This is a genomic window from Flavobacterium sp. CLA17, assembly GCF_013112255.2.
GTDB classification, from domain to species: Bacteria; Bacteroidota; Bacteroidia; order Flavobacteriales; family Flavobacteriaceae; genus Flavobacterium; species Flavobacterium circumlabens.
Genome location: NZ_CP068294.1, coordinates 592,401 through 619,279, shown reverse-complemented (window position 1 = coordinate 619,279; position 26,879 = coordinate 592,401). Strand labels below are relative to the sequence as shown.

29 protein-coding genes are annotated in these 26,879 nt (G+C 37.0%); 15 read left to right on the top strand and 14 right to left on the bottom strand.

Going from position 1 to position 26,879, the window contains the following annotated elements; genetic code table 11:
* Nucleotides 1–6 precede the first annotated feature (6 nt).
* The 13 genes from HAV12_RS02635 (at nt 7) to HAV12_RS02575 (ending at nt 11,416) form a co-directional block, all read left to right on the top strand.
* On the top strand, nt 7–801 hold the full coding sequence (locus HAV12_RS02635; protein WP_171568342.1) for a toxin-antitoxin system YwqK family antitoxin: 795 nt from the start codon (nt 7–9) through the stop codon (nt 799–801).
* Between the two features lie 4 nt (nt 802–805).
* Nucleotides 806–2,017, top strand: a complete 1,212-nt coding sequence (locus tag HAV12_RS02630; protein ID WP_171568341.1) for a polymer-forming cytoskeletal protein — start codon at nt 806–808, stop codon at nt 2,015–2,017.
* On the top strand, nt 1,992–2,336 hold the full coding sequence (locus tag HAV12_RS02625) for a hypothetical protein (RefSeq protein ID WP_171568340.1): 345 nt from the start codon (nt 1,992–1,994) through the stop codon (nt 2,334–2,336). Before HAV12_RS02630 ends, HAV12_RS02625 begins: the two co-directional genes overlap by 26 nt.
* Nucleotides 2,317–2,820 carry a type II secretion system protein J gene (locus tag HAV12_RS02620; RefSeq protein ID WP_171568339.1) on the top strand — a complete coding sequence of 168 codons (504 nt, stop codon included), beginning with the start codon at nt 2,317–2,319 and terminating at the stop codon, nt 2,818–2,820. Before HAV12_RS02625 ends, HAV12_RS02620 begins: the two co-directional genes overlap by 20 nt.
* Nucleotides 2,817–3,944 carry a type II secretion system F family protein gene (locus tag HAV12_RS02615; protein WP_171568338.1) on the top strand — a complete coding sequence of 376 codons (1,128 nt, stop codon included), beginning with the start codon at nt 2,817–2,819 and terminating at the stop codon, nt 3,942–3,944. Before HAV12_RS02620 ends, HAV12_RS02615 begins: the two co-directional genes overlap by 4 nt.
* 72 nt (nt 3,945–4,016) lie before the next feature.
* The gene (locus tag HAV12_RS02610) at nt 4,017–4,451 is read left to right on the top strand and encodes a type IV pilin protein (protein WP_171568337.1); all 435 of its coding nucleotides are present in this window, start codon (nt 4,017–4,019) and stop codon (nt 4,449–4,451) included.
* 152 nt (nt 4,452–4,603) lie between these two features.
* The gene (locus tag HAV12_RS02605; RefSeq protein WP_205423345.1) at nt 4,604–4,933 is read left to right on the top strand and encodes a hypothetical protein; all 330 of its coding nucleotides are present in this window, start codon (nt 4,604–4,606) and stop codon (nt 4,931–4,933) included.
* A gap of 3 nt (nt 4,934–4,936) precedes the next feature.
* Nucleotides 4,937–6,340 carry a GspE/PulE family protein gene (locus HAV12_RS02600; protein WP_171568335.1) on the top strand — a complete coding sequence of 468 codons (1,404 nt, stop codon included), beginning with the start codon at nt 4,937–4,939 and terminating at the stop codon, nt 6,338–6,340.
* A gap of 4 nt (nt 6,341–6,344) precedes the next feature.
* Nucleotides 6,345–8,249 (top strand): type II secretion system protein GspD, encoded by a 1,905-nt coding sequence (locus HAV12_RS02595; RefSeq protein ID WP_171568334.1) that lies wholly within the window; start codon nt 6,345–6,347, stop codon nt 8,247–8,249.
* The gene (locus HAV12_RS02590; RefSeq protein ID WP_171568333.1) at nt 8,249–9,436 is read left to right on the top strand and encodes a PilN domain-containing protein; all 1,188 of its coding nucleotides are present in this window, start codon (nt 8,249–8,251) and stop codon (nt 9,434–9,436) included. Before HAV12_RS02595 ends, HAV12_RS02590 begins: the two co-directional genes overlap by 1 nt.
* Nucleotides 9,429–9,953, top strand: a complete 525-nt coding sequence (locus HAV12_RS02585) for a hypothetical protein (RefSeq protein ID WP_132037321.1) — start codon at nt 9,429–9,431, stop codon at nt 9,951–9,953. The genes HAV12_RS02590 and HAV12_RS02585 overlap by 8 nt, the downstream gene beginning before the upstream one ends.
* Nucleotides 9,937–10,893 carry a hypothetical protein gene (locus HAV12_RS02580; RefSeq protein WP_171568332.1) on the top strand — a complete coding sequence of 319 codons (957 nt, stop codon included), beginning with the start codon at nt 9,937–9,939 and terminating at the stop codon, nt 10,891–10,893. The genes HAV12_RS02585 and HAV12_RS02580 overlap by 17 nt, the downstream gene beginning before the upstream one ends.
* 7 nt (nt 10,894–10,900) lie before the next feature.
* The gene (locus HAV12_RS02575) at nt 10,901–11,416 is read left to right on the top strand and encodes a hypothetical protein (protein WP_171568331.1); all 516 of its coding nucleotides are present in this window, start codon (nt 10,901–10,903) and stop codon (nt 11,414–11,416) included.
* A gap of 27 nt (nt 11,417–11,443) precedes the next feature.
* Here HAV12_RS02575 and HAV12_RS02570 read toward each other — a convergent pair whose 3' ends face one another.
* The 3 genes from HAV12_RS02570 to HAV12_RS02560 are packed head-to-tail and all read right to left on the bottom strand — an operon-like array spanning nt 11,444 to nt 14,266.
* The gene (locus tag HAV12_RS02570) at nt 11,444–12,391 is read right to left on the bottom strand and encodes a lipid A deacylase LpxR family protein (protein ID WP_171568330.1); all 948 of its coding nucleotides are present in this window, start codon (nt 12,389–12,391) and stop codon (nt 11,444–11,446) included.
* Nucleotides 12,381–13,154 (bottom strand): monofunctional biosynthetic peptidoglycan transglycosylase, encoded by a 774-nt coding sequence (gene mtgA / locus HAV12_RS02565; RefSeq protein WP_171568329.1) that lies wholly within the window; start codon nt 13,152–13,154, stop codon nt 12,381–12,383. The genes HAV12_RS02570 and mtgA overlap by 11 nt, the downstream gene beginning before the upstream one ends.
* Nucleotides 13,154–14,266 (bottom strand): FAD-binding oxidoreductase, encoded by a 1,113-nt coding sequence (locus tag HAV12_RS02560; protein WP_171568328.1) that lies wholly within the window; start codon nt 14,264–14,266, stop codon nt 13,154–13,156. The genes mtgA and HAV12_RS02560 overlap by 1 nt, the downstream gene beginning before the upstream one ends.
* 758 nt (nt 14,267–15,024) lie before the next feature.
* Between HAV12_RS02560 and HAV12_RS02555 the strand changes: the two genes are divergently transcribed.
* Together HAV12_RS02555 and HAV12_RS02550 are read left to right on the top strand one after the other, a co-directional pair.
* Nucleotides 15,025–16,926, top strand: coding sequence for a S9 family peptidase (locus tag HAV12_RS02555; protein ID WP_171568327.1), 1,902 nt, complete (start codon nt 15,025–15,027; stop codon nt 16,924–16,926).
* A 243-nt stretch (nt 16,927–17,169) separates the two neighbouring features.
* A complete protein-coding gene (locus tag HAV12_RS02550; protein WP_240345225.1) occupies nt 17,170–19,590 on the top strand; it encodes an ATP-binding protein in 2,421 nt (806 codons plus the stop codon).
* Here HAV12_RS02550 and HAV12_RS02545 read toward each other — a convergent pair.
* The 11 genes from HAV12_RS02545 to HAV12_RS02495 form a co-directional block, all read right to left on the bottom strand.
* Nucleotides 19,587–20,930: a sigma-54 dependent transcriptional regulator gene (locus HAV12_RS02545; RefSeq protein ID WP_132037314.1), complete on the bottom strand. Its 1,344-nt coding sequence runs from the start codon at nt 20,928–20,930 to the stop codon at nt 19,587–19,589. The genes HAV12_RS02550 and HAV12_RS02545 overlap by 4 nt on opposite strands.
* 129 nt (nt 20,931–21,059) lie before the next feature.
* Nucleotides 21,060–21,356 carry a hypothetical protein gene (locus HAV12_RS02540; protein ID WP_171568325.1) on the bottom strand — a complete coding sequence of 99 codons (297 nt, stop codon included), beginning with the start codon at nt 21,354–21,356 and terminating at the stop codon, nt 21,060–21,062.
* Between the two features lie 5 nt (nt 21,357–21,361).
* Nucleotides 21,362–21,661: a PepSY-like domain-containing protein gene (locus HAV12_RS02535; protein ID WP_132037312.1), complete on the bottom strand. Its 300-nt coding sequence runs from the start codon at nt 21,659–21,661 to the stop codon at nt 21,362–21,364.
* 32 nt (nt 21,662–21,693) lie between these two features.
* Nucleotides 21,694–21,984 (bottom strand): hypothetical protein, encoded by a 291-nt coding sequence (locus HAV12_RS02530; RefSeq protein ID WP_132037311.1) that lies wholly within the window; start codon nt 21,982–21,984, stop codon nt 21,694–21,696.
* Nucleotides 21,985–22,010: 26 nt separating this feature from the next.
* On the bottom strand, nt 22,011–22,307 hold the full coding sequence (locus tag HAV12_RS02525; protein WP_132037310.1) for a hypothetical protein: 297 nt from the start codon (nt 22,305–22,307) through the stop codon (nt 22,011–22,013).
* Between the two features lie 70 nt (nt 22,308–22,377).
* Entirely contained in the window at nt 22,378–22,674 is a 297-nt protein-coding gene (locus tag HAV12_RS02520) for a hypothetical protein (protein WP_132037309.1), read from the bottom strand.
* Nucleotides 22,675–22,975: 301 nt separating this feature from the next.
* Nucleotides 22,976–24,322: an acetyl-CoA carboxylase biotin carboxylase subunit gene (gene accC / locus HAV12_RS02515; RefSeq protein ID WP_171568324.1), complete on the bottom strand. Its 1,347-nt coding sequence runs from the start codon at nt 24,320–24,322 to the stop codon at nt 22,976–22,978.
* Nucleotides 24,323–24,432: 110 nt separating this feature from the next.
* Nucleotides 24,433–24,921: an acetyl-CoA carboxylase biotin carboxyl carrier protein gene (accB, locus tag HAV12_RS02510; RefSeq protein WP_132037307.1), complete on the bottom strand. Its 489-nt coding sequence runs from the start codon at nt 24,919–24,921 to the stop codon at nt 24,433–24,435.
* Nucleotides 24,922–24,943: 22 nt separating this feature from the next.
* Nucleotides 24,944–25,942, bottom strand: a complete 999-nt coding sequence (locus HAV12_RS02505; protein ID WP_132037306.1) for a beta-ketoacyl-ACP synthase III — start codon at nt 25,940–25,942, stop codon at nt 24,944–24,946.
* A gap of 172 nt (nt 25,943–26,114) precedes the next feature.
* Entirely contained in the window at nt 26,115–26,309 is a 195-nt protein-coding gene (gene rpmF, locus HAV12_RS02500; RefSeq protein ID WP_007137315.1) for a 50S ribosomal protein L32, read from the bottom strand.
* Nucleotides 26,310–26,318: 9 nt separating this feature from the next.
* Complete coding sequence (locus HAV12_RS02495; RefSeq protein WP_171568323.1) at nt 26,319–26,861, bottom strand: DUF177 domain-containing protein; 543 nt, start codon at nt 26,859–26,861, stop codon at nt 26,319–26,321.
* Between the last annotated feature and the right edge of the window lie 18 nt (nt 26,862–26,879).

The window sequence follows — 26,879 nt, the reverse complement described above, 5'->3', positions numbered from 1 at the left end:
ACCACATTGAAAACAAGAGTATTACCCGGCTTTTTATTGTTTTTTTTTAGTTTGTTTCTGATTTCTTTTTCGGATCCTTATGCTATCAAACGTATTTCTGATGCCAACTTCAGATATGAATTTTATACTACCGACAAAAAAATAAAAATAAAAGACCATAAAGTATACTTTTGGTTCAAGGGCGGTGCGATTCACAGCGCTGAAGCCGGAATTGCCGGAACGCTGCTTGACGATAAGTTCGTAAAAATGTACCACAGCAACCAATTGGCCGAACAAGGTCAGTTTAAGGAAGGCCTAAAAGTAGGCTTATGGAAAACCTGGCATACCAATGGTATCATTGAAGCCACCGAGAACTGGAAAAAAGGTTTAAGATCCGGAGACTATTTGCGATATGACGATAAGGGCATTCTTGCCGAAACCGGAAAATACAAAAAAGGGGTAAAAACCGGAGTATGGATTAATTACGAGAAGAAAGATACCCTGGTGTACAAAAAAGGAACTCTGGTAATTAAAAAACAAAAGATCTCCAAATCGCAGCAATACAAATTAAAAGAAGAACAGACGAAACTCGAAGTGTCTAAAAAACAGGCGCAGGAGCTGGAAAGCACTTCTGACCTGAATACATTGGCTTCTTATAAAGCTGCTTCAAAAGAAAAAGAGAAAGCGGAAAAAGAACAGAAGAAAAAAGAGCGAGAAAAAGAAAAAGCCGCTGAAAAACAAAAGAAAGCCGCTGATAAAGATTCGCAGAAAGACTCTAAAACCAAAACATTCTTCAAAAACATATTTACAAAAAAGCAATAAGCGAATGGTTAAGGCTCATAGTTTATTGTACGCCATTTACATTTGTTTAATCGTATCTATTATATGCGGTGCGCTTTTGTATTTTGCCAATTTGTACAATCAGCTTAATTTATATTATAACCTGCAGGAGGAATTATACATTCAGAATCAATCGGTGGTTAATTTTGCTTTGGGGAATAAAATCCTTCCGGAAGAAATTCAAAAAGACGAAAACTCCGGTATTGAAGGAAATTACAAAACCAGATCGTACGGTTTGCTTACGCTGTTACTGGCCGAATCTTCTGTTGGAAATGACACGGTGACCTCAGCACATTTCGTAGGCAGTTTCAGCACCGACAAAACCGCCATTTACCTGACCAATATCTCCAAACCGCTTTCGTATTCCGGTACGCTAAAACTAACAGGAGACAGTCAGCTGCCTTCCACGTTTATTGAAACTTCGTACATTACCAGCGGTGCCAACAAAATCACCAATAACGGAAAAGTGACCGTTTCGGATCTTGCACTTCCCGAGATCAATCCCGATTTCAAAAAAATATTCGCGCAGACACAAGGCCGGAGAACCGCTTTAAAAGATATCGACAGACCCAAAGATTCGCTGTACTATAATTCTTTTACAAACGAAACCAAAGAAATTGAGGTGAGTTCGAGACTTTCGAACGTCATCTTCAAAGGCAATTTCATTCTGAGATCAAAAGACTCCATCCGCATACAAAAAAATGCCGTGTTGGAAGATGTAATCCTCATCGCGCCTAAAATTACCTTCGAAGCGGGATTTAAAGGAACCGTTCAGGCATTTGCCACCAAAGGAATTGAACTTGAAGAAAAAGTAATTTTAAATTATCCGTCAGTTATTTGTGTGTACAATGCCAACGAAGAAGAAAGCAAAATAAAAATAAAGAAAGAAAGCATCGTAAGCGGTGCTGTGGTATTATTTGGCAATTCGATAGAAGAATTAGACAAAAACAGCATGGAGATAGCCGAAGAAGGATTGATCTTTGGCGATATTTACTGTACCGGAAAATTATTTTTGAGAAGCACGGTTTACGGTTCTGTTTACACGAACCGCTTTTTTATACAAACCGGAGCTACCACCTACGACAACACGATTGCTGATCTTGAAATCAACGCAGAGAAACGTCCGAGTTATTTTATTTCGATCCCATTATTCACCACTCAAAAAACCAGCTATGGTATTCTTAAAAAAGTATTGTAGCGTAAAAGCAAACTCCATACTGGAGTCGGTTATTGCTCTGACGATCATTTCGATCTGTCTGTATTTTGCTATTTTGATTTTTGCTGCTGTTTTTACGCCACGAACCTCGGCTAAATTTTACAGCACCCAGAATAAGGTCAATGAATTGTTTTTTTTATCGCAATTAAAAAATGATTCGTTACAATATGAAAGTCAGGATGAAAACCTGCTGATTGAAGAAGAAGCGATCAACGACCGCCTGAAAAAAATCTCTGTCCAATATAAAGACAGCTCGCAATTTAAGTTTGAAAAAAGTTTTTATGTCGAAAGCAATCCTTAATCGCAATAATTCGGTTCCGGCGTTTTCGATTGTAGAAACGCTTGTCGGAATGGCCATTACTGCCATTATCATGGGAATTCTGTTCGCCATATTTTCTATTATAACCGAAAGAATGATTGATTTCAGAAATCAGAATCAGCTTGTTAACGATTTAAACCGACTGACCTACAGCCTGAACAAAGACATTTTCGAAAAAGAAAAAATGGACCGGACTGACAATGAACTCTCTTTTAAGGGATACGCCGGAGAACAGGTTCATTATAATTTTCAGGAAGACTATACGATCCGGACGAATGAAACCTTTATAGACACTTTTAAGATTCAGCTCAAACAGATTGTGATAGATACCGTCAAAAGCAAATCAAAGCAATTGTTGTTTCTGAAACTGAAACTTAATGTAACCATTAATGAAAAGGAATCTTCCCTAAGCTTTTACAAAAGAGTGTACGCGAATGAATTATTACAAAAAACACCGAAACCATGAGTCTTGATCTAAGTACTTACAAAGCCCCAAAGGCTGAAAAAACGAATTTTAAGTTACCGTCAGGTGCTGCTTCGTTTCAATTCTCCAAAAAGCTTTCGGACAAGAAAAAAGAAATCTTTTACCGCGAATTGGGCATGCTGCTCAAATCGGGTGTTGATTTTAAAAAAGCGCTGGAGATCATGAGCAATCAGTCCAGTAATAATTTTGAGAAAGCCATTATCCATCAGATCAAAGACAAGGTTATTGAAGGCAGAAGTATTTACGAATCGATGCGGGAAACCAATCAGTTTTCGGCTTACGAATACTACAGTATTCAGATTGGGGAAGAAACCAGAAAACTGGAAGAAGTACTCGCCGAACTACAGAAATACTTCAACCGTAAAATCCAGATGAAAAGACAGATTGTTTCAGTTCTGACGTATCCGGCGATTGTCATGATCGTAACGGTGCTGGTGCTTTATTTTATGCTGAACAAAGTAGTTCCGATGTTTAGTTCCGTGTTCAAGCAATTCGGCAGTGAACTACCGAAAAGCACGCAGATCATTATCAAAATATCGAATCATTCGGGAACCATTTTTACGATTGTACTGGCCATTATCATTGGATTAATCGTGATGCACGCTTTGCTGAAAGAAAAAGATTTCTACAGGGCCGTAACCACAAAAATGATTTTAAAAATACCCTATTTCGGAAACCTCATCCGGAAAATTTACATCTCGCGTTTTTGCCAGGCCATGAATTTACTGATTACGTCTAAGACCACCTTGATCAATTCCCTGTCCCTTACGGCCAAAATGATAGGCTTCTACCCTATCGAAATGGCGATTCAAGAAATCAAAGATGATATCACGCGCGGCGCTTCTTTAAATGAAAGTTTAAAAAAGCATGACGTATTTGAAAATAAAATGGTTTCGATGGTCGAAGTAGCCGAACAGGTGAATCAGCTGGAGACCATGTTTGAAAGGCTTACGGAGCAATATAATGAGGAAATTAGCCATCAGACGAAAATGATCGGAGTGATTCTGGAACCCATGATTATCATCGTTATCGGAGTGATTGTCGGGGTCATTATGGTGTCTATGTACGCCCCAATGTTTGATTTGAGTAAAATTATAAATAAATAGTAATAGTTTCATTACAATTTGTATTTTTGCCGCCAAAGTATTTAACATATTTTAATAAATAAATGCATACAAATGTTAAAAAGGATTAAAAAATTATTAAAAAATAGTAAAAAAGCTACAATTAAAGCATATTCTTTAACAGAAATTTTAATTGTACTGTGCATCATCGGAATCTTATTGCTGATGGTTTTACCCAATCAGACTTCTGTAATTGGTCAGGCCAAAGCCATTGAGGCACAAGCCATGCTCAATCAGGTTTACGGTTTACAGAAAAGTCATTTTTACAGACATTCAAAATACTCCAGCAGCTTAGAGGAATTAGGTTTTGAACAAGAGCAGACAGTCGACGAAGGCGGACAAGCAGTGTACAAAATCGAAATCATCGAGGCCTCCAACGATTCTTTTGTAGCCAGAGCCACAGCAACCTCTGATTTAGATGGGGACGGAAGTTTTAATACCTGGGAAATCGACAGCAAGAAAATGTTAACTGAAGTAACAAAAGAATAAATTTGGAAACACCTTTACTTTTTTTGTTAGCGGTTTTATTATTTGTGTTTTTTCAGGATTGGAAATACAGGCGCATTCATGTCCTGTTGCCTTTCGCTATATTCCTGTTTTCCCTGTACCTCCTTTGTCTGAAGTCTCTTTCGTTCAGAAACATGCTGTTAAACACAGCCTTTTTTCTGATTACCTTAAGCATACTGGTACTTTATATGAGCATCAAAAGCAAGAAGTTCCTTAATCCTTTTGAACATTATTTCGGGTTGGGTGATTTGCTTTTTTATATCGCGGTCACGCCTCTTTTTGTACTTCCGAACTTTATTGTGTTTTTTATACTTTCCATGGTTTTCGCCCTGGTTGTACAACTGGTATTCAAAAAAGTCATTACGGAGCATACCGTTCCCTTAGCTGGTTTTTCGGCACTGTTTTTAGGTATCGTCCTGATCAGAGATTACTGTTCTTTTTATCCAAAACTTACACTGATCTAAATTATGCAGGATATCATCGTTCACTCCGAAAATCAGCATATCGTATCCGGCGATCTTGCCAACCAATATCGAATATTACCCAAATCCGTTTCAGAAAACACCCTGGAATTGTATGTGGATGAATCGTATCATAACAGCGATGCCAAAGAAGAACTGGAACTTTTTTTAGGCAAAAACATTATTTTCAGCCCGATTGAATCGTATGAGATTGAAAAAGCACTTTCTATATATTACAGAAAAGAAAGAGTTACGAGTTCCAACAAATCTTTAAATTTCGACAAAGGAGATTTCCTCGAAAGTTTACTGGAAGAAGCCAAATCTCTTAAATGCAGTGATATTCATTTTGAAGTGTACGAAAATTCTGCCCGAATCCGATTCAGGATTGACGGACAGTTAATTGAACGTTATAAAGTAGAACGCGAAAATTATCTGGAGCTGGTCAACAAAATCAAGATCAAGGCAAAACTGAACATTACCGAAAAAAGATTACCTCAGGACGGAAGAATTACCAATGATTCTTTTGACATTAGGGTTTCCATCTTACCGACCCTTTTTGGCGAAAAAATCGTGATGCGTTTATTAGGTCAGGATGCCTCTAATATAGATTTAAGTACACTGGGACTTCAGGAAGAAGAACTGGAACATTATCTGGAAGCGGTAAAAAAACCAAACGGGATTATCCTGATCAGCGGCCCCACCGGTTCCGGAAAAACAACAACACTATACGCTACCTTAAGATTGCTGAATGATAGCCGTAGAAATATAGTTACTGTGGAAGATCCGATCGAATATACCTTGAAAGGAATCAATCAGGTTCAGCTTAAGGAAGATATCGGCCTGACGTTTTCTTCTGCCTTAAAATCCTTTTTAAGACAGGATCCCGATGTGATCATGTTAGGGGAAATCAGGGATTCCGAAACGGCTTTAATGGCTATCAGAGCTTCCTTAACCGGGCACTTGGTCTTATCGACCATTCATACCAATTCTGCCATCGGTACCATTTCGAGATTAATAGACATGGGCGTTCCCTCCTATCTGATCGCGGAAACCTTAAACCTTTCCGTCGCACAACGATTGGTTCGAAAACTTTGCAGCCACTGTAAAAAGGAAGTTCCTTGTACTAAAAAGGATTTCCCGATGAACTATAAATTTCCGTATGAAATTGAAACCTATTACAAAGCGGTCGGCTGCAATCAGTGTTTTCATACCGGATACAAAGGAAGAACCGCTATTTATGAAGTCCTGACGATTGATTCCGTCATTACCGAAGCGATAAAAAACAATACCGTTACGAAGTTATTCAGTAACGACGAAAATTATAAATCACTATCAGAAAAAGCTTTTGATATTTTGGCCGAAGGAGAAACGGCTTTAGAAGAAATATATTCTATTTTAATTAACTTATAAATAAATGTTTAAAAAATTAGGTTACATAATTATGGTACTGTTTTTTACAAATAGTATTATTGCGCAACAAGACATCAACGAACTAAGCAAGAAATTTGACGACCTTTCCATCCAGAAAAAGGGACTTAATGAATCTATTAAAATAGACGTTTCCGGATTAACATTACACGATTTCATTTCCTCGATAGCCGAAGAACATCAATTAAATATTGATGTTGATAGTGAATTAAATCAGCCGGTATCCAACAACTTTTTTGATGTAACCGTAAAAGATGTATTCATTCACCTGGTACAGAAATACGATCTGGAAGTTACTTTTACGAACAATATCATTATTTTCAAAAAAAGGAAAACGGTAATCATCGTCGAGAAAAAAGTACCGAAGGTTATTGATGTCAGCTACAACTCCCAAAACGATTTCTTATCGGTTAAATTAGAAAACGATACCCTGTCGGCAGTTGCAAAAGCGATTATTGATAAATCAGGCAAAAATTTAGTTTTATCTCCTGACGTAAAAAATCTTCGCGTTTCTTCCTATATTCTGAACCGTCCTTTTGATCAGGTGATCGAAATGATGTCTAAATCGAATGATCTGATTGCGACCAAAGACGAAAACGGATTTTACTTCATCGAAAAAAACAAAGACGGAGCCGTTACCGTGAACGGTTCTACACAAAAAGCAAAACAGGCTAAATCGAGTGCCGGAGTTCCCGGTTATTATGAGGTAACCGTAAACAAAAACGGGCTGTTGTCTGTGAAAGCCTACATCGCTGACGCTTCCGATTTATTAACAGAAGCAGCCGAGAAACTACACGTTAATTATTTCCTGTACAACAAACCGGATAACGAAAAAACAACGCTTTCTGCCGATAACATTACCTTTGACGAATTGTTATTCCATATTTTCAAAGGAAAAAAATACACCTTTAAAAAACAGGATAATTTATATTTAATCGGAGATGAAGGTGCCGAAGGATTAAGAGCTACCGAAATCATTCAATTAGAAAACAGATCGATCGAACTGGTACTGGCTTCATTGCCAAAAGTATTTTCGGAGAAACTGGAAATTAAGGAATTTGTCGAATTGAATGGTCTGGTGGCTTCGGGATCGAAATCGATACTCGAAGAATTAAAGATCTACATCAAACAGATTGACAAAGTGGTACCGATGGTACAGATTGAAGTGATCATTGTACAATACAATAAATCGCATGATGTACAGACCGGAATGAAAGCCGGACTCGATAAAATCAACAAACAAGTGACGGGCGGAACCTTATTTCCTTCGACAGATGTAACGGTCAATTCAACTTCGGTAAACAGTCTGATCGAGGCCTTTAATGGTTTCGGAATTTTTAAACTCGGAAAAGTAACAGAGGCATTTTACCTGAATCTGAAATTACTGGAAAACAACTCGATTGTAAAAGTAGAATCAACTCCGAAAATCGCGACGATCAGTGGTCATGAGGCAAAATTATCTATTGGGGAAACCAGCTATTATTTCGAACAAAGCAATCGATTAATCAACAGCAACATCGGAAATGATATCCTGAATTCAGGAACATGGAAATCAACCGATGCGAACTTAAGTCTTTCCATAAAACCTTTTGTTTCGATAGACGAAAATGTAACACTTACCATTGTAGTCGAAAAAAGTTCTTTCCTTGGAAGAGCCGGAGAAACAGCACCTCCCGGAAAAGCAACACAGAAATTTGAATCTCTGGTTCGTGTCAAAAATGGCGAAATGATATTATTGGGCGGTCTGGATGAACTGAAAAAAGAAGATGCCGGATCAGGAACTCCTTTATTATCGAGAATACCGATTATTAAATGGTTTTTCAGCAGCAGGAAAAAAGCAAAAACCAATTCGAAATTGCACATTTTTATTAAACCAACAGTGGTATATTAATGATTACATTTTTATCTAAAATAATAAAGCTAAACAACTTACATGTAATTGGAATCATCAAAAAAGAGGATGAGGAAAGTTATAATGTACTTACTGTGAAGAAAAAAGGAAACAAAATAGATATTGTAAGCAGTACTTCTTTCGATACTTTTGAAAAAGTTGCCCAAAATATCGATCTTAAGATTCCGGTGCTTCTGACTCTTGACGGAAAAGGTATTTTAAATAAAGAAATAGATTTCAATACCGAAAGTGATGTTAACTGGTACAAAAACATTGATTTTGAATCGATTTACCATACCAGCATCATTGGCTCGGGAAGTAATTTCATGAGCTTTTGCAGGAAAAACATCGTCAATGAAATTACGGATAAATTCCTTAAAAAAGGTTTTCAGGTAGCGGATATTTACATCGGTTCTTTTTTAGCGGCATTGTTGTATGATGCGGTAAAAAAAGAGACGCTAACGTCAAACGATTTACTGTTAGAATTTGACAATGGTAAGCTTGTTCAATTTACCAAACAGGCAGAACCGGTACAAAAACAGAACTATACGATTGGAAAAGAAGTTATTTCAAATCAATTTCTTCCGCTTTACGGAATTATCGTTCACTTTTTTATTCAGCAGAAAGAAGTTTCGAAAACAACTAACGAAACTTTAAGCACAGAGGAAATTATTTATAAAAAAGCATTCCATATCCTGGGGATTACCATGCTTGTCGGTTTTTTATCGAGTCTGCTTTTGAGTTATCTGCTGATCCAATATTATGGTTCCAAAAATGCGGAGCTCAATCTTCAGAACGTATATTCCAATCAATCGTATCAACTGATTCTGGATCTGGAAAAACAAAAAGAAAACAAACAACAGCTGTTAAATGAGTCGGGATTTTTATCCTCGAAGTTTCTGTCTTTTTACAGTTATGAAATTATAAAAGGAATTCCGGGTGACATTTCTTTAACGGGTCTGAATATTATTCCGGTCAGCAAAGAAGTAAAAGCCACTCAGAAAATTAGTTTTGAAGCCAAATCAATCGTCATTAAAGGCGAGACTTTTAATGAAACTTCGTTCAACAACTGGATGGAAAAATTAAAAAAGATGAGCTGGCTTAAAAATTTTGAAATCATCAGTTTCAAAAAAGACAAGAAAAATAAATCTCAATTTGAAATAAAAATCACGATAAAAGATGTTTGAGAAATATTCCTATAAAAAGAAATTTACGGCACTGGCCCTGGTCTTTGTGATGCTCCTGATAACGGCCTACAAAAGATCATTTCATACTTTATTTCAGGTCATCACCGAATACAGGACTCTGTCTGAAAAAACGAATGAGATCAACAAAAAAGCCAATAACACAGAGGGTTTAACCAAAGAAATCAAGTATCTGGATCGTGTCATCGGAAAAGAAGGGATCACAAAAGAGATGGTACAGCAGGGCATCATAAGTTTTGCTTCTACCGAAAACCCTAAGGTCTCTATCAATGATTTGCAGCCGACACATGTTTTTTCTGATGAAAATTACCGGATCATCAGCAACCAGCTTGACGTTACCGGAAATTGCAACCAGCTGCTGGCCTTAGGCTATGATTTTGAAAAAAAGTTTGATTTTTCAAGAATGGTCAGCATGAATTTTTACACCGTTAAAAAAAACAACACTTCTGAAGTTTTACATTTAAAAATGATTTTTCAAAATTATGAAAACACTAAATAAAATTATACCGTTCCTTTTCGTTCTCCTTCTAGTGTCCTGCGAAGATGTTTTTGAAGAAGACATTTCAGATGATATCATTGAAGTGGTATCTCCAAAAGACGACACTACGATTGAAAGTAATGTCGTTAATTTTCAATGGAATGAACTTGACGGAGCCAAAAAATACCGCTTGCAAGTATTGGACCTCAATGAAACTATTGTTGTAGACTCTTTAGTAGCCAAAACCAGCCTGAATATTCCTTTGTTAACCGGAAGTTATCAATGGAAAGTAAGAGGGGAAAACTTTGCGTACGAATCCAACTATTCGGTACTTTCCAACTTTTCTATGGTCACAACCGATGACTTAAGCAATCAGCAGGTTGTATTAACAAGTCCGGACAACAATGTGTATAAAAACAGTACAGACCTGACGATCAAATGGCAAAATCTGGCAGCTGCTACCAGCTATTCTGTTGAAGTCATTAATACGACCACCAGTGAATCGGTCTATAAAGCCGAAAGCACTACCGGAACATCCGTTGTTTTAAACAGCACTAATTTAACCAAAGACGCCAATTACCAATGGAAGGTACGAGGAATTAACAGCACGAGCCAGACTGCTCAGTTCTCTTCGAGGAATTTCTTCATCGATACCGTTGTACCGGCCGTGCCTGTCAATTCCCTTCCGGCTGTTAATGCTGTTATTACCAATAATGTGTCGACTACTTTTACCTGGATTTCTCCTACGGATACCGGAACAATCCAGTCTCCTCTTTTGTACACGATAGAATTTTCCAACACCAGTACTTTTACGACCATTCTTTTTCCCACTAATAATGCGAGTACCTCGTATCAGCGTATTTTTACCACATTAGGAGATTATTACTGGAGAATTAAAACGACAGATGCTGCCGGAAATGTAAGTGCCTACAGCGTACCCTTTAAGTTCACCGTAATTTAGTACAGAGATGGTCAAGAAAAAGATAAATATAATTTTAATCGTCGTAGTCCTAGGGCTATGGGGTTCTGTTTTTTACAAAACGATCAACCGGTTTTTTACTTCTAAAGAATTAGCGGTTAACAACCCGGCGGGATCTGCTACTGTAAAATTCAATCAGATTAATAAAGATACTTTTGCCTTAGAAAACGTAAACAGAGACCCTTTCCTGAACAAGCAGGTTCAGGAAGTGGTTTCCCGCCCACAAAGACAATATGTGCCAAATTCTAACCATTCGGGTGCTTTAGTCAAAAAAGCGACAGCCGCACCAACAATTAAACATTTGATCGTATGGCCTGCTATCTCATATCACGGCTATATAAAAGATTCGCGTGGAGAAATGGTCATCCTGAAAATTGATTCGAAAATGTTTCGCCTGAGAAAAAACGATCTTGTGGACGGACTGATGATCAAAAAAATATCAAGTGATTCCCTGGAGGTAGATTTTAACAAGGAGAAGAAAATAATTAAACGATTTAAAATTTAATCCCTCTTTCCCATATTAAAAGAACGGCTAGTTCAGCAGATACGAGAGACGAATCGAGCCATAAAAAGAGCCTGTTATTTCATGGCTGTCCAATTCTCTTCCGTGGTAAATAAAAGAGTACGAAAAATTGAAGTTATCGTGACGGTATTTCAGGCCAAACTCAGCATTGAAACGAAGTGGCTCCAAATTAAAAGTCAACGGACTTTCGTTATTGAATAAGCTTCCTTCGATTGTAGCATCGTAAAACTGATAATTGACACTAGGTATTGCATAAAAATAAAACTCTCTCACTTTATAGGGCAGTACAGCACTCACTGACGCGTCATGTAAATTAGAATCATACAGCGGAAGCAATTTCTTAAAACCAATCCGGGTCAGAAAACCGGTGGAAACACCTGTAAAAATAGTCCCCAGATTTCCTTCCGACTGAAAATGCAGATCAACAAAATCGTTATGACGGCTTGGAAATAATTTCTTCGAATACAGCGCATGTACCTGAACACCCAAAGCATTGTGAATCTGATTTTCCCAACCGTAAACTCTTTTATATCCAATGACATGGTGGAAAGCTTCCTGCATTTCCTTCCCTAACGAATTTTGTCCGACAAAACCCAACTGAAAATCTGTTTTTAAAACCGACTCACTGTTATAGAAAAAACTCCGGCCGGCCTCGGCAAAAAGATAACCGGCAAAAGGGCGATTGTTATTATTCCGGGCCTCAATATTAATGTATCTCGGATTGTAAATATACTGACCCACCCGAAACTCCGTTATTTTCTTATTGATTTTCGAATTCTCATTTTTTGACAAAAAGCGATAAAACAGCTCTAAACCATTGGTATAATACATATCATTTTTAGAAGATGTATATAAATCATTGTCTGTGATAAAACCGATTTCACTCGTTTTTCCCTGTCCAAAAGTGAATACCGATGTCAATAGCAGCAGTACAATAAGCGCTTTTTTATTTCCCATTGTAATTTATTTTTCCAACGGCGCGCATTTCACGAACTATTCTTTCTTTACGTCTGTTGATATAACTGGACGATCCTGTGGCTTTAAATTTTCTTGGATTGGGCAATATAGCTGCAATTCCGGCAGCCTGCATGGGTGTTAAACTCGAAGCATCACGTCGGTACCAATGTTCCGTAGCGGCATAGGCGCCATAAACCCCATCACCCATTTCGATACTGTTCAGGTACACTTCCATGATCCGTTCTTTGCCCCAGATGACTTCTATTAAAACGGTAAAATAAGCTTCTAAACCTTTACGGAAATAACTTTTTCCCTGCCATAAAAACACATTTTTGGCCGTTTGTTGTGAGATGGTGCTTCCACCACGAATCCTGCGGCCGCGCTCATTGCTTTTATAGGCTTTTTGAAGTGCCTTAAAGTCAAAACCATTGTGGTATAAAAAAGTGCCGTCTTCACTGGCAATAACCGCTTTCTGCAAATTCATCGAAATCTTGTCAATCGGTTCCCAGTCATGATCAAAGTATACTTCTTTCCCACCCATTTTATTTTCGATTGCCCGAATTACCATCAATGGCGTAAAAGGGACGGGTACATATTTAAAAAAGATGACCGACCCAATGGAGAGTCCGAAGAACCATAGAAATAATTTGATAAAAAACCATTTCACTTTTTCTCCTAAAGAACGATTTGATTTCTTTGAAGCTGTTCTGGGCTTCGGTTTACTTGCGGTTGTTTTTTTTGGTGCTGGTTTTTTGACTGCCATTATATTAAATCTGCTAATTCTGTTCCTATTAAACTTCCTATTGCTACCCCCATCCCGCCTAAACGTACTCCACAAAACACGTTTTCAGACAGTTGTGTAACCACAGGCGTTTTACTGTTTCCGACGCCCATAATACCGCTCCAACGGTGGGCAATCTGAAATTCCTGATTTGGTAAAATTACATTTTTAAGTAAATCCTCCAATTTATTTTGCACAATTTTGGTCTGACCAAATTCGGTTGTGGTTTCGGTCTCAAAATCAAGGTTGCGCCCTCCTCCCAGTAAAATACGATCGCCGATGTTCCTGAAATAATAATACCCCCGATCCAGATGAAAAGTCCCCCTTATATCTAAGTTCGGAATAGGCTCTGTAATTAAAACCTGAGCCCTTGCCGGTTGCACGGCTCCTTTTGTTAACGTATTGGCGAACCCATTTGTTGCAAAAAGTATCTTTTTGGACGTAAAACTAAAATCACCCAATACCACTTCGACCCCACTTCCTGTATCGAGATAAGAGGTTACCGTTTGCTGATTCAAAATCAGAATATTGGCGGCAACAGCCTGTTTCAGCAATTCCTGCATCATGTTTCCGGTATCGAGCTGCGCTTCAAACGGATTAAAAACCAAATAGTCCTGAATGTTTTCAAAACCAAAACGATCTACTTCCTTGCTAAAAACATCCGCTTTAAAAAGTGGTTTTAGTATCTCGTTTATAAAGGGCAATTTACTCAGACAATCTGTGAAACCTCTTTCATCTTCCTTCAGAAAAATTTCATATCCGCCATGTGGCTTAAAATCCATTGCAGCATCTCCCAATCTTTTTCGAAGCAGCTGCAAACCCTGCCAGCGTTTTTCAACCAGCTGGACCACATCTTCTTCTGAATGCGTTTTCAGATCCTCCATAATTTCAGAAAGGCTTCCGAAACAGGCAAAACCAGCATTTTTTGTACTGGCACCCTGCGGCAGCATGCCTCTTTCTAAAACCAGGATTTTTGCTGTTGGAAATCTTTCGCGTAAGCGCAGGCCTGCATGCAAACCAACAATCCCGCTGCCAACGATAGTGTAATCTACATCCGTGAACCAATTTTTAAGCTCCCAGTAACTTAATTCCATGACCTCAATTTTTTATAAAAGTACAGATTTTTTGTTTTACCATATAAGTGATGTAAGTTCATTTAAGAGTTTTTTTAAGGCAACGATTTTAATTTTTAACGAATGTCAGGCTGAGCGGAGTCGAAGCCCCTCTTATTTCCAAGCCTTCGACTACGCTCAGGGTGACAATCTCAATAACTAAACAAAACAAACAAACCTCATACTTAAATGAACTTACATCACTTATATGGTTTTAACAGATGTCAGGCTGAACGCAGTCGAGCCCTTTTATTTCCACAAGCCTTCGACTACGCTCAGGGTGACAATCTCACTAACTAAACAAAACAAACAAACCTCATACTTAAATGAAATTACATCACTTATATGGTTTTAACAGATGTCAGGCTGAGCACAGTCGAGCCCTTTTATTTCCACAAGCCTTCGACTACGCTCAGGGTGACAATCTCGCTAACTAAACAAAACAAACAAACCTCCTGCTTAAATGAACTTACATCACTTATATGGTTTTAACAGATGTCAGGCTGAGCACAGTCGAACCCTTTTATTTCCACAAGCCTTCGACTACGCTCATGGTGACAATCTCGCTAACTAAACAAAACAAACCTCATGCTTAAATGAACTTATATCACTTACATGGTTTTAACAGATGTCAGGGTGACAAAACAATTAAAAGTTTAACAATAAATTGGAATTTGGAATTTAAAAGATTGGAATTTAAAATTCGTACTTTTAGCTCCTCAAAAATCAGATTATCAATTATGAAAAAAGTATTATTCACAACCTTAATAATGATGAGTTTAAACGCTATCGGACAGAATGTAATGTCACCGGAATTGTTATGGAAATTAGGAAGAGTGACACCGCTTGGCCTTTCGAAAGACGAAAAAAATGTTGTTTTTAAGGTTACTACCCCTTCGATAGAGGAAAACAAATCGCATTCTAAATTTTACACTTTACCCGTAAATGGCGGAAATGCAACTGAAATCAAAGACACTAAAGATGTATTGAAAGACAAAAATATTTCACCTGACGGGAAATTTTTGTTGTACAATGAAGAAGTAAAAATTGATAAAGTTTTAGGAAAAGATTTTTATCCAAACCTTGACAAATCCGATGCTCAGATTTACGACGGTTTGGATTACCGTCACTGGGACACCTGGAATGAAGGTAAATTCAATCATGTTTTTTATAAGGAAAACAAAGAAGGAGCGGCCGGAATCGATATCTTAAAAGGAGAGACTTTTGACAGTCCGCAGAAACCATTTGGCGGCGACGAAGATTATATCTGGTCTGCTGATGGGAAAAGCATTTTGTATGTGTGCAAGAAAAAAGCGGGAACTGCCTACGCCATTTCTACCAACACCAACATTTACGAGTACAATTTAGAGACTCAGAAAACAGTCAACAGAACCGAGGACAACTTAGGTTACGATATGGCTCCGCAATTTTCCCCAACGGGAAAGCTGACCTGGCTGCAAATGAAACGCGATGGTTATGAAGCAGACAAAAACGATATTATTGTCGATTTTAAAGGAATCAAAACAAACCTGACGGCAAACTGGGATGGCACTGTAGACCATTTCATCTGGAGTAAAGACGGCAAAAATGTATTTTTTGTGGCACCGGTTGATGGTACCAAACAGCTTTTTACGGTTAATTTCCCTGGTTTGACAAGAATTGCCATTACGGTGCGTCAGTTAACGAATGGTGATTTTGACGTGAATGATTTGGTTGGTTTTTCCGGTGATGATATTATCGTTACCAGAACGGATATGAATCATGCGGCTGAGATTTTTTCTTATAATTTAAAGAAAAATACCTGGAAACAATTGTCGAACGTCAATACAGAAACTTATAAAACACTGACCTTAAGCAAAACAGAGAAACGTTATGTAACGACTACGGACGGCAAGAAAATGCTGGTTTGGGTAATTTTACCTCCAAATTTTGATGCCACCAAAAAATATCCAACCCTATTGTATTGTCAGGGTGGGCCACAGTCTGCATTGACACAATCCTATTCGTACCGTTGGAATTTTTCCTTAATGGCAGCTAAAGGTTATGTGGTCGTGGCTCCCAACCGTCGCGGAATGCCGGGGCACGGAGTAGAATGGAACGAGCAAATCAGTAAAGACTGGGGTGGACAGGTGATGGACGATTATTTGTCTGCCATTGATGATGTTGCCAAAGAAAGCTATGTTGACAAAAGCCGTTTAGGCTGTGTCGGTGCGAGCTACGGAGGATATTCTGTGTTTTATTTAGCCGGAATTCACAACAAACGTTTCAAGACTTTTATTGCGCATGATGGTGTTTTCAATACACAAAGTATGTTCGGAACGACAGAAGAAGTTTTCTTTAACAACTGGGATTTCGGTGGTGCTTACTGGGAAAAAGACAATGCTGTGGCACAAAAAACATATACTACTTTCAACCCTGCAAGTCTGGTACAAAACTGGAATACGCCCATTTTAATTGTTCAGGGAGGAAAAGATTTCCGTGTACCGATCGGACAGGGACAAGAAGCTTTTCAGGCGGCCCAGTTAAGAGGAATTAAAAGTCGTTTGCTTTATTTCCCGGAAGAAAATCACTGGGTTTTAAAACCTCAGAATGCTCAGGTTTGGCAAGGTGAATTCTTTAAATGGTTAAAAGAAACCCTTTAGTCAGATTTCAATTGAAACCCTGAATTTTAAACGATAATACAATTTAGATGTATTTTCATCCAAATAGCTGTAGATTTATATAATCTGCAGCTATTTTGTTTTCCACAACTTTTAATTATATAAAATATTAGTCTAAAATATATTTCTAAAAAGGGAAAAATTTAAATAAATTGCGAGAGTTTCAATTATAATAAAACATTCAACACCTACGCGCTATCATTTATGGAGAGTAAAAAAAGTTACATGCCGTTCAAAGTACTCTTCAGTTATATTGCATTGCTGGGACTAGTCGTTACTGTTGGATGGTTTTTATATTCTGAAAATGCTGTTTACAATAAACTGGAAGATAAAATCGCCTTGGAAAAAACGAAAATCCTACGAGTGAGTAAGCTTTTTTCGAATGTATACAAAACGGAAAGTCTGGCCCGAAAAACGATTCAGACCAACTCTGAAAATGATTTTAAAAGTTACCTGATCGAAACGGATTCCTTAAAATCCAGAATAGATACCTTAAAACAAATTGTCACTACCGAATATCAGAAAGTATTATTAGATAGTGTCACGTATTTCTTATCTGAAAAAACAGATAATATAAAACAGTTAAAAGCCATAAAAAGCAAAGCCGAGGACGAAGTTTCGGTGAATACGGCTATTAACGAAATTACTAAAATGGAGTTTAAACTGCGTAAATTAGAACTACGGGATTTTAACAAAAATCCGAATGATTTAGGCAGTTACCAACGAAATGTGCTCCAGAAATATGTCGACTACCTGAATCAGAATATTCCGGACGACAGCACTAATACGCTGAGCAAACAAGCCTCTGACTCTATTCTGGCCAATTCGAAAAAACTGTTGAGCAACGTAAAACTAAAGGCAGAAAAGAAAAAGGAATCCCTGAATTTCGAAGAAAACAAACTGCTTAAAAATGAAATTGCCATCTCAGAACAACTCCGAAAAGTACTTCGTATTATTGAAAGAGAAATTATCATTAACTCAATAAAAAACAATTCACTAAAAGAAAAATCACTTAAAAAAGTCAACGAAATTGTAACGGTTTCTGCTATTATCGGGCTGTTTTTAACGGTATTATTCTCTATCTTAATTGTGAGTGATTACTCCAAATCACAGCTTTACAAAAAACAGCTGGAAATTGCCAACTTCAAAACCAAAAACCTGCTTAAAAGCCGGGAACAGCTAATTTCGACCGTGAGCCATGATTTAAAAACACCTTTGAGTACCATTGTAGGTTACACCGAACTTTTGGGCAATTCGGATGTCAATACCAAACAATCGTATTTCGTTAAAAACATAAAAAACTCCTCTGAATATATTTCACAGTTAGTTCAGGATTTACTGGATTTTTCTCAAATCGAAGCCGGAAAAATCAGCATCGAAAAAGTACCTTTCGTGTTACCGGAAGTGATTGAGGATGCGGCCAGAAATATACAGACTGTCTATAAAAACAAAAACATCGATCTTATTATTAATGTTGATGAAAAACTGAACAGCAAGATTGTCGGAGATCCGTTTCGTCTGAAACAGATCCTGACCAACCTTGTGGGAAATGCATATAAATTTACAGAAGAAGGTTTTATAAAAATCAGTTCTTATGTGAGTGATGATGCTTTTTTTGTGATTACCATAGAAGACACCGGAATCGGAATTGAAAAAGCAAATCAACAACTGGTCTTTGAGGAATTTGCCCAGGCCAACGAAAACATCGAAAAAAAATATGGAGGAACCGGTCTTGGTCTTTCGATCTGTCAAAAAATAATAACTATTCTGGGAGGTAGTTTAACCCTTGAAAGTACTTTTGGAGAAGGAAGTACTTTTGAAATCAGACTTCCCTTATTATTTGACAATAGCCCCCATACTCCTTCAGAAATTAAAAAGCAGCCCGTTTTCACTAAGATGAAAAAACAGACTTTTATTGTAATTGATGATGATATTAATCTACTGAATTTAACGAGCGGGGTTTTAAAACAGGAAAAACATCATGTTTTATCTTTCAACAGGGCATCGAAAGCATTAGACACTATTGCTACTACCAATTTCGATTTTATCATTACCGATATTCAGATGCCGGAAATGGATGGCTTTATGTTTATTGAAAAATTAAAAAGCACCAATACTACTACATTCAAAAACCAACCGGTTATTGCACTGACGGGACGAACCGATCTGGATTTTTCTGTTTACAGCAATGCCGGGTTTACAACTGTTATTAAAAAACCCTATTCGCCAAAAGTGTTATTGGAAACAATTCATCAAATTTTAGCGCACAATCCTCTTCCAATGGATGCAATTAAACCTATTGAAGAAATTTCCTATACACAACTTTATTCCTTAGAAACCCTGAAAGAGTTTTTAGGAAATGACAATGAATCCTTAAAGGATGTTATAAACTCCTTTATTGAGAGTACAGAAGAAAATCTGGTTTATTTAGACACCGCTATTATTGAAAACAACACCGCGCAAATTGGCGCTATTGCCCACAGAATTGCACCCATGTTTAAGCAGATTCAGTCGAATGAAATTGCGAATATTCTAAAAGCGTTAGAGAAAGAGGACTATAAAAATGAGGATCTGAAAGGTGTTTTGGAAAAATTAAAAACCAAAACGGAGATCCTGTTCACCTCTTTAAAACAGGAAATCGTTTAATCTATATTGTACTGCTTTAATTTATTGTAAAGTGTTTTTCTGGTAATTTTAAGCATTTTTGCAGCTTCGGATTTATTGTTCTGTGCTTTTGATAACGCATGAATGATCGTTTCTTTCTCGTTATCTGACAAGGAGAAATTCCCTGTTGCAGTCTGCTGCTTCTGAATCTGAAAAAATTCGGCCGGCAATACGTCACTTTCAATAAAATCGCCTCGAGACAATAAAGTGGCACGTTTTACGCAATTCTGAAGTTCGCGTAAATTTCCGGGCCAGCTGTAGTTCTGAAAAATCTGGACTACTTCAGGTGCAAAACCGATAATTTCCTTATTTAATTGCTGATTGGCTTTCTCCAGAAAATAATCGGCGAAAACCATCAAATCTTCTCCTCTGTCGGTCAGTGAAGGAGACTGAATTGAAAACTCATTAATCCTGTGGTATAAATCTTCACGGAAATCACCATTTTTGACTGCTTCGCGTAAATCTTCATTAGTTGCCGTAATGATTCTGATATCGACGTTTATTTCTTTATTACTTCCAACGGGTTTAATCTTTCTTTCCTGAAGTGCTCTTAGCAGCTGTATCTGATTTTCATAAGAAAGATTCCCTATTTCATCCAGGAAAAGAGTTCCTCCGTTAGCGGCTTCAAAATAGCCCATTTTATCGCTGATTGCTCCGGTAAAAGATCCTTTCAGGTGTCCGAAAAATTCGCTTGCCGCCAGTTCTTTCGGAATGGCACCACAATCAACAGCAATAAAATTATTGTTTTTTCTGTTACTCTGCTCATGAATACTTTTCGCGATGATTTCTTTACCTGTCCCACTTTCTCCAATAATCAAAACCGACATATCGGTAGGGCTGACCAATTGAATGTGGTCCAATAGTTTTTTGGAAGCAATAGAAATTCCTTTTACAAATTCGTTTTCGCTTGTATTATTTGGTTTCCTAATTGGTTTCTTTTCTTTGGCGGGAGCTTCTGTCTGCGGAGTCTGTAACGCATTTGTAATTACCAGCAAAACCTCATCCGGATTAAACGGTTTGGAAATATAGTCGGCAGCACCGTTTTTGATCGCTTTTACCGCCGTATTTACATCCGAATAGCCTGTCATCAATATTACAGGAGTTTCAGGGTTGGAGGCCTTAAATTCAGCCATCAGTCCAATGCCATCAGAATCAGGCAAACGAAGATCCGTCAAAATCAAATCAAAAGATTGATTTTTAATTGCTAACCGGGCTTCTGCTGCTGAAAAAGCAACAATAACTTCATACTCTTTTTTTATCAGAAACTTCTCTAATAATTTGCAGAATGAAATATCATCTTCTATTAGTAATATCTTTGGCATTTGCTTTTTGGTACTTTTTTGCTAAAATAATACTATTAAACTTGTATTTTCACAAAATTTTGCAAAAAAAAAGAGATTGTTATTTAAACAATCTCTTTTTCACCAAAAACATAAATCTAATTCACCTAATTATATTTTCAACCAATTGCCATTGACATCTGAGTAAACAGTAGCCTTTTGGTCACCAACTGCTATATCTAATTTGTATTCTTTTTTATCGTTTACGTAAGCTTTAACCAATTTAGCACCCGGGTAAGCAGTCTCCAGTGCTTTTTTGACTGGCACCGGAACAGTATCTACTCCGATCTCCGTATATTCAGTCTGGTACTCTGCCTCAATTTTTACTTCTTCTGAATGTACCATTGATGTGGCGTAAATAGACAAACTTCCTAAAACGATTGCTGCTGATAAAACTATCTTTTTCATCTTATTTATTTTTTAATGATGTTTCCTGCAGCATCTGTGAATACGGTGTATTTTTTATCTCCTTTAGAGATTTCAAGTTTATACTCTTTCTTCTCGTTTACATAGGCTTTTTCAAGTTTTGTACCCGGAAAAGATTTTTCAACTGTTGACTTTACGGCTGCCGGAACAGCATCTGCACTAACCTCAGTAAACTCATCCTGAATTGTTACCGATTGATTCACTGAAGTTTTTATTACCGGAGCTGTAGCTGCGTTAACAGTTAAACTTCCTAAAACGATTGCTGTTGATACTAGTAACTTTTTCATAATGATTGTTTTGTGGGTTATTGATAATTAGTTTATTTTTTAAGAATATTTCCTTTGGCATCCGTGTAAACAGTAGATTTTTCTTCTCTTACAATAATGTCAATTTTGTATTCTTTCTTTTCGTTAACATAAGCTTTCTCCAGCTTTACTCCAGGGTAAGCATTATCTAAAGCTGTTTTAATAGCTGCCGGAACAGCATCAATTTCTTTATATTCGTCCTGTGTGATTTCTGACTGAATAACAGCACTTTTAACGTAAGTGTTTCCAGCCTGCATTGACATAGTTCCCAGAACTATTGCCGCAGATAAAATTAATTTTTTCATAATCTATAGTTTTTTAGTTAAGTTGGTTATTTTTTGATCCAGGATCCGTCTGCATTTGCAAAAAGAGATCCTACTTTATCACCAACTGTAACGTCTAGTTTGTATTGTGAACTTGCATTTTTATATGCTTTGGAAAGTACTGCATCCGGATATGCTTTTTTAAGAGCATCAGTAATTGCTGCCGGAACTTCCTCTAATTTGATTTCAGTATATTCTTCCTGAATCGAGATTGTTTTTACGATTGTATTTGTGATTGGCGAGGTTGAGGCAAATGATGTTAAACCTCCCAAAACGATTGCGGCTGATAAAAATAAATTTTTCATGGTAGTTATATTTTAATATTGTTAATTTGATCTTAGTATTCTTAATTTGAATTTTCACGGGAACACTAAATTATTTTTTAATCCAGGTTCCGTCTGCATTAGCAAAAAGATTCCCTGTTTTGTCCCCTACGGTAACGTCCAGTTTGTATTCTGATTTTGCATTTTTGTATGCTTTAGAAAGTACTGCATCCGGGTATGCTTTTTTCAAAGCTTCTGTAACTGCAGCTGGCAATTCTTCTAATTTGATTTCAGTATATTCATCCTGAACTGAGATTGTTTTTACGATTGTAGTAGTTATTGGAGAAGTTGAAGCAAATGAAGTTAAACCTCCCAAAACGATTGCGGCTGATAAAAATAAATTTTTCATAATGTATATATTTAAATTATTTAATAGTTGTTTTACGCTTTAGATAATGAAATTATTGTGCCGCAACTTCAAAATCGCCCAACAAACCCCTTAAGCCCTTTAAAACAAAGCATTAAGCTAAATGTGCCAAAATTTAAAACTGTAAAAAACTGTATACTATTACGAAATAGTGTGTAAAAAGTATACACGAAATGTGTTTACTTCGGCATTTAAGACCAGAAACCCGACAGGTTTTAAAAACATGTCGGGTTCAAAATAGGTCGTAAACGAAAAAAGGCTGTCGAAATCGACAGCCTTTTTATTATTCTATTGGATTCATTTTAAATGTATCCATAAATGCAGTGGTATAATCTCCTGCAATGTATCTCGGATCATCCATTAATTGTCTGTGGAAAGGTATTGTAGTTTTCACCCCTTCGATAACGAATTCATCTAAAGCTCTTCGCATTTTGCTAATGGCTTCTTCACGTGATTGTGCTGTTGTAATTAACTTCGCAATCATCGAATCGTAATTTGGCGGAATCGTATAACCTGAATAAACGTGGGTATCTAAACGTACTCCATGACCTCCCGGCATATGAAGCGTAGTAATTTTTCCTGGTGAAGGGCGAAAATCGTTATAAGGATCTTCAGCATTAATACGACATTCAATAGCGTGTAGTTCCGGTAAGTAGTTTTTTCCTGAAATTGGAATTCCGGCTGCTACCATAATCTGCTCACGGATCAAATCATAATCAATAACTTGTTCTGTAATCGGATGCTCTACCTGAATACGGGTATTCATTTCCATGAAATAGAAGTTTCTGTGTTTGTCAACCAAAAATTCTACTGTTCCGGCTCCTTCGTATTTAATGAACTCAGCTGCTTTTACGGCTGCTGCTCCCATTGCATTACGCAATTCGTCGGTCATGAAAGGGGAAGGTGTTTCTTCGGTAAGTTTTTGGTGACGACGTTGTACCGAGCAGTCTCTTTCTGAAAGGTGACATGCTTTTCCGTATGAATCTCCAACCACCTGAATTTCGATATGACGTGGTTCTTCAATAAGTTTCTCCATGTACATTCCGTCATTTCCAAATGCTGCGGAAGCTTCCTGACGTGCACTTTCCCAAGCTTTCAAAAGCTCTTCTTCTTTCCAGACAGCACGCATTCCTTTTCCACCACCACCGGCAGTAGCTTTAAGCATCACCGGGTAACCGAATTCTTTAGCTAATTTTTGTGTCTGTTCGAAAGATTCTAATAATCCTTCGGAACCTGGTACACATGGAACTCCTGCAGCTTTCATTGTAGCCTTTGCAGAAGCTTTATCACCCATTTTATCAATCATTTCGGGTGCAGCACCAATAAATTTGATTCCGTGTTCCTGACAAATTTTTGAGAATTTAGCATTCTCAGAAAGAAATCCATAACCCGGGTGTATTGCGTCTGCATTGGTAATTTCTGCAGCAGCAATGATATTTGACATTTTCAAATACGATAAGTTACTTGGAGGAGGTCCAATACAAACCGCTTCGTCAGCAAACTTAACATGTAGACTTTCAGCATCGGCTGTAGAGTAAACTGCTACAGTTTTAATTCCCATCTCTTTACATGTACGAATTACACGAAGTGCAATTTCTCCTCTATTCGCAATTAATATTTTTTTAAACATCTTATTTTAATTAGATAATTAGACAATTTGATAATTAGATAATTCTAGATGATTAACAAATTTTTGATTGTGAATCCTTCTAAAACCTAAAATCTAAAATCTAAATTTATTTATGATGGATCAACTAAAAATAAAGGCTGGTCAAATTCTACAGGAGACATATCGTCTACCAGAATTTTTACAATTTTACCTGAAACTTCTGATTCGATTTCGTTGAATAATTTCATTGCTTCAATTACACATAGAACATCACCTTTTGCAATAGTACTTCCCACTTCAGTGAAAACGGATTTGTCCGGAGAAGGTTTTCTATAAAAAGTTCCAATTATTGGAGATTTTATAGTTATATATTTAGAATCCTCTGACACAGCTGGTGCTTCAGTGTTAACATTTACAACAACCGGAGCTGTTTGCTGAGGGGCAACTGCTTGCTGCAATGCAGGCTGAGCAGGTAATTGTTGCACGTAAGTAGCTTCTGTTACATTTGTTTCCAATGTTGTTCTGATAGTGATTTTTACATCATCCATTTCCAACTTCACTTCTGCAACTCCCGAATTTGCAACAAATTTGATTAGGTTTTGAATTTCTTTTAAATCCATAATGATTCGATTTTAGTTTAATTTATTTTTTATCGTAAGCCCATTTTAGGTAAATAGATCCCCAAGTGAATCCACCACCAAAAGCGGCGAAAATAATATTATCTCCTTTTTTAAACAAGTGTTCAAAGTCGCTTAATACTAATGGCAATGTAGCTGAAGTTGTATTACCATATCTTTCGATATTCATTAATACTTTAGAATCTTCCAATTCCATTCTGCTTGCCGTTGCATCAATAATACGTTTGTTAGCCTGATGCGGCACTAGCCAATTTACATCTTCATTAGTCAAATTGTTTCTTTTCAGAATCAATTCGCTGGCATCTGCCATATTAGTCACTGCGTATTTAAAAACAGTTTTTCCGTCCTGAATGATATTGTGCTGTTTGTTCTGAACTGTTTCTAATGTAGTCGGGATCAGAGAACCTCCGGCAGAGATTTTCAGAAAATCGCGTCCTACACCATCACTTCTTAAATATTCATCCTGTAAACCTAAACCTTCATAATTTGGTTCGAATAAAACGGCTCCGCCTCCATCACCAAAGATAATACAAGTTGCCCTGTCTGTATAATCTACAATTGACGACATTTTATCAGCACCAATTAACAGTACTTTTTTATAACGTCCTGATTGTATATAAGCTGCAGCGGTAGACATACCGTATAAAAAACTGGAACATGCAGCCTGTAAATCGTATGCAAATGCATTTGTAGCGCCAATTTCTGTTGCAACAAAAACTCCTGTAGAGGCTACCGGCATATCTGCTGTGGCTGTTGCCATTATAACCATATCAATCTCTAACGGATCAATGTTAGCTTTCGCTATTAAATCCTGTGCTGCTTTTATGGCAAGAAAAGATGTTCCTTTATCAGCATCTTTAAGAATTCTTCTTTCTTTTATTCCGGTACGAGTGGTAATCCATTCGTCATTGGTATCAACCATTGTTTCCAATACTTTGTTTGAAAGCACAAAGTCAGGAACATAAGCTCCAACAGCGGTAATTGCGGCTGTGATTGTATTCATTATATTCTATTATTTCCTTTCAAATATTTCTATTTGAAAAATTTTTAAAAGACTTGAAAATTACAAAAAAAAACAAAGCGAATTTGTATCTGTTTTCTTAAAAAACGAAAGTTATAACCAACAAAAAAAACTCTCACTATGTGAGAGTTCCAGTATTATTTACAAAAACGTATTAAGCAACCGCTACAGATTTATCGATAACAACTTGCCCTCTGTAATACATTTTACCTTCATGCCAGTAAGCTCTGTGGTATAAATGTGCTTCTCCAGTAATTGGACATGTAGCGATTTGAGCTACAGTAGCTTTATAATGTGTTCTTCTCTTATCTCTTCTTGTTTTCGAGATTTTTCTCTTAGGATGTGCCATTTTACTATATTATTTATCCGTTAATAGTTTTTTTAATTTGTCCCAACGCGGGTCAATATCTTCTTCTTGTTTACTCTCTTGTTTTTGTTCTTTTACTGTTAGTTCGTTCAGTTTTGTCAAGGCTTCGGTTTGTAAACTTCCGTCTTTTACTCCTGGATGAACCCGTTTTAGCGGCACCGAAAGTGCAATCATTTCATAAATGTATTGTGCTACATCTATTTCATGCTCTCCGTGTGGCAAAATCAACAACTCTTCGTTATCATTGTTGAATTCATCTCCAAAGCGAACAATCAATTTCATTTTTCCTTTTAAGGGCAAATCAAAATCTTCGCTTGTCAGATCACAAGGCACATTTACTGTTCCTTTGTGTTTGAAATCCAACTCCATCATGTTGCTTTTCTTATCTAAAACTAAATTTACTTTGATATCCGAACTTTGAAATTCGTCGTAATCAAAGTTCTCAAAGAACGCATTACTTATTTGATACTCAAAATGGTGTTTTCCCAGCTTTAATCCTGCGAAAGGAATTAAAAATTCTTTTGTTTTGCTCATTTCAACATCAATTTGTCC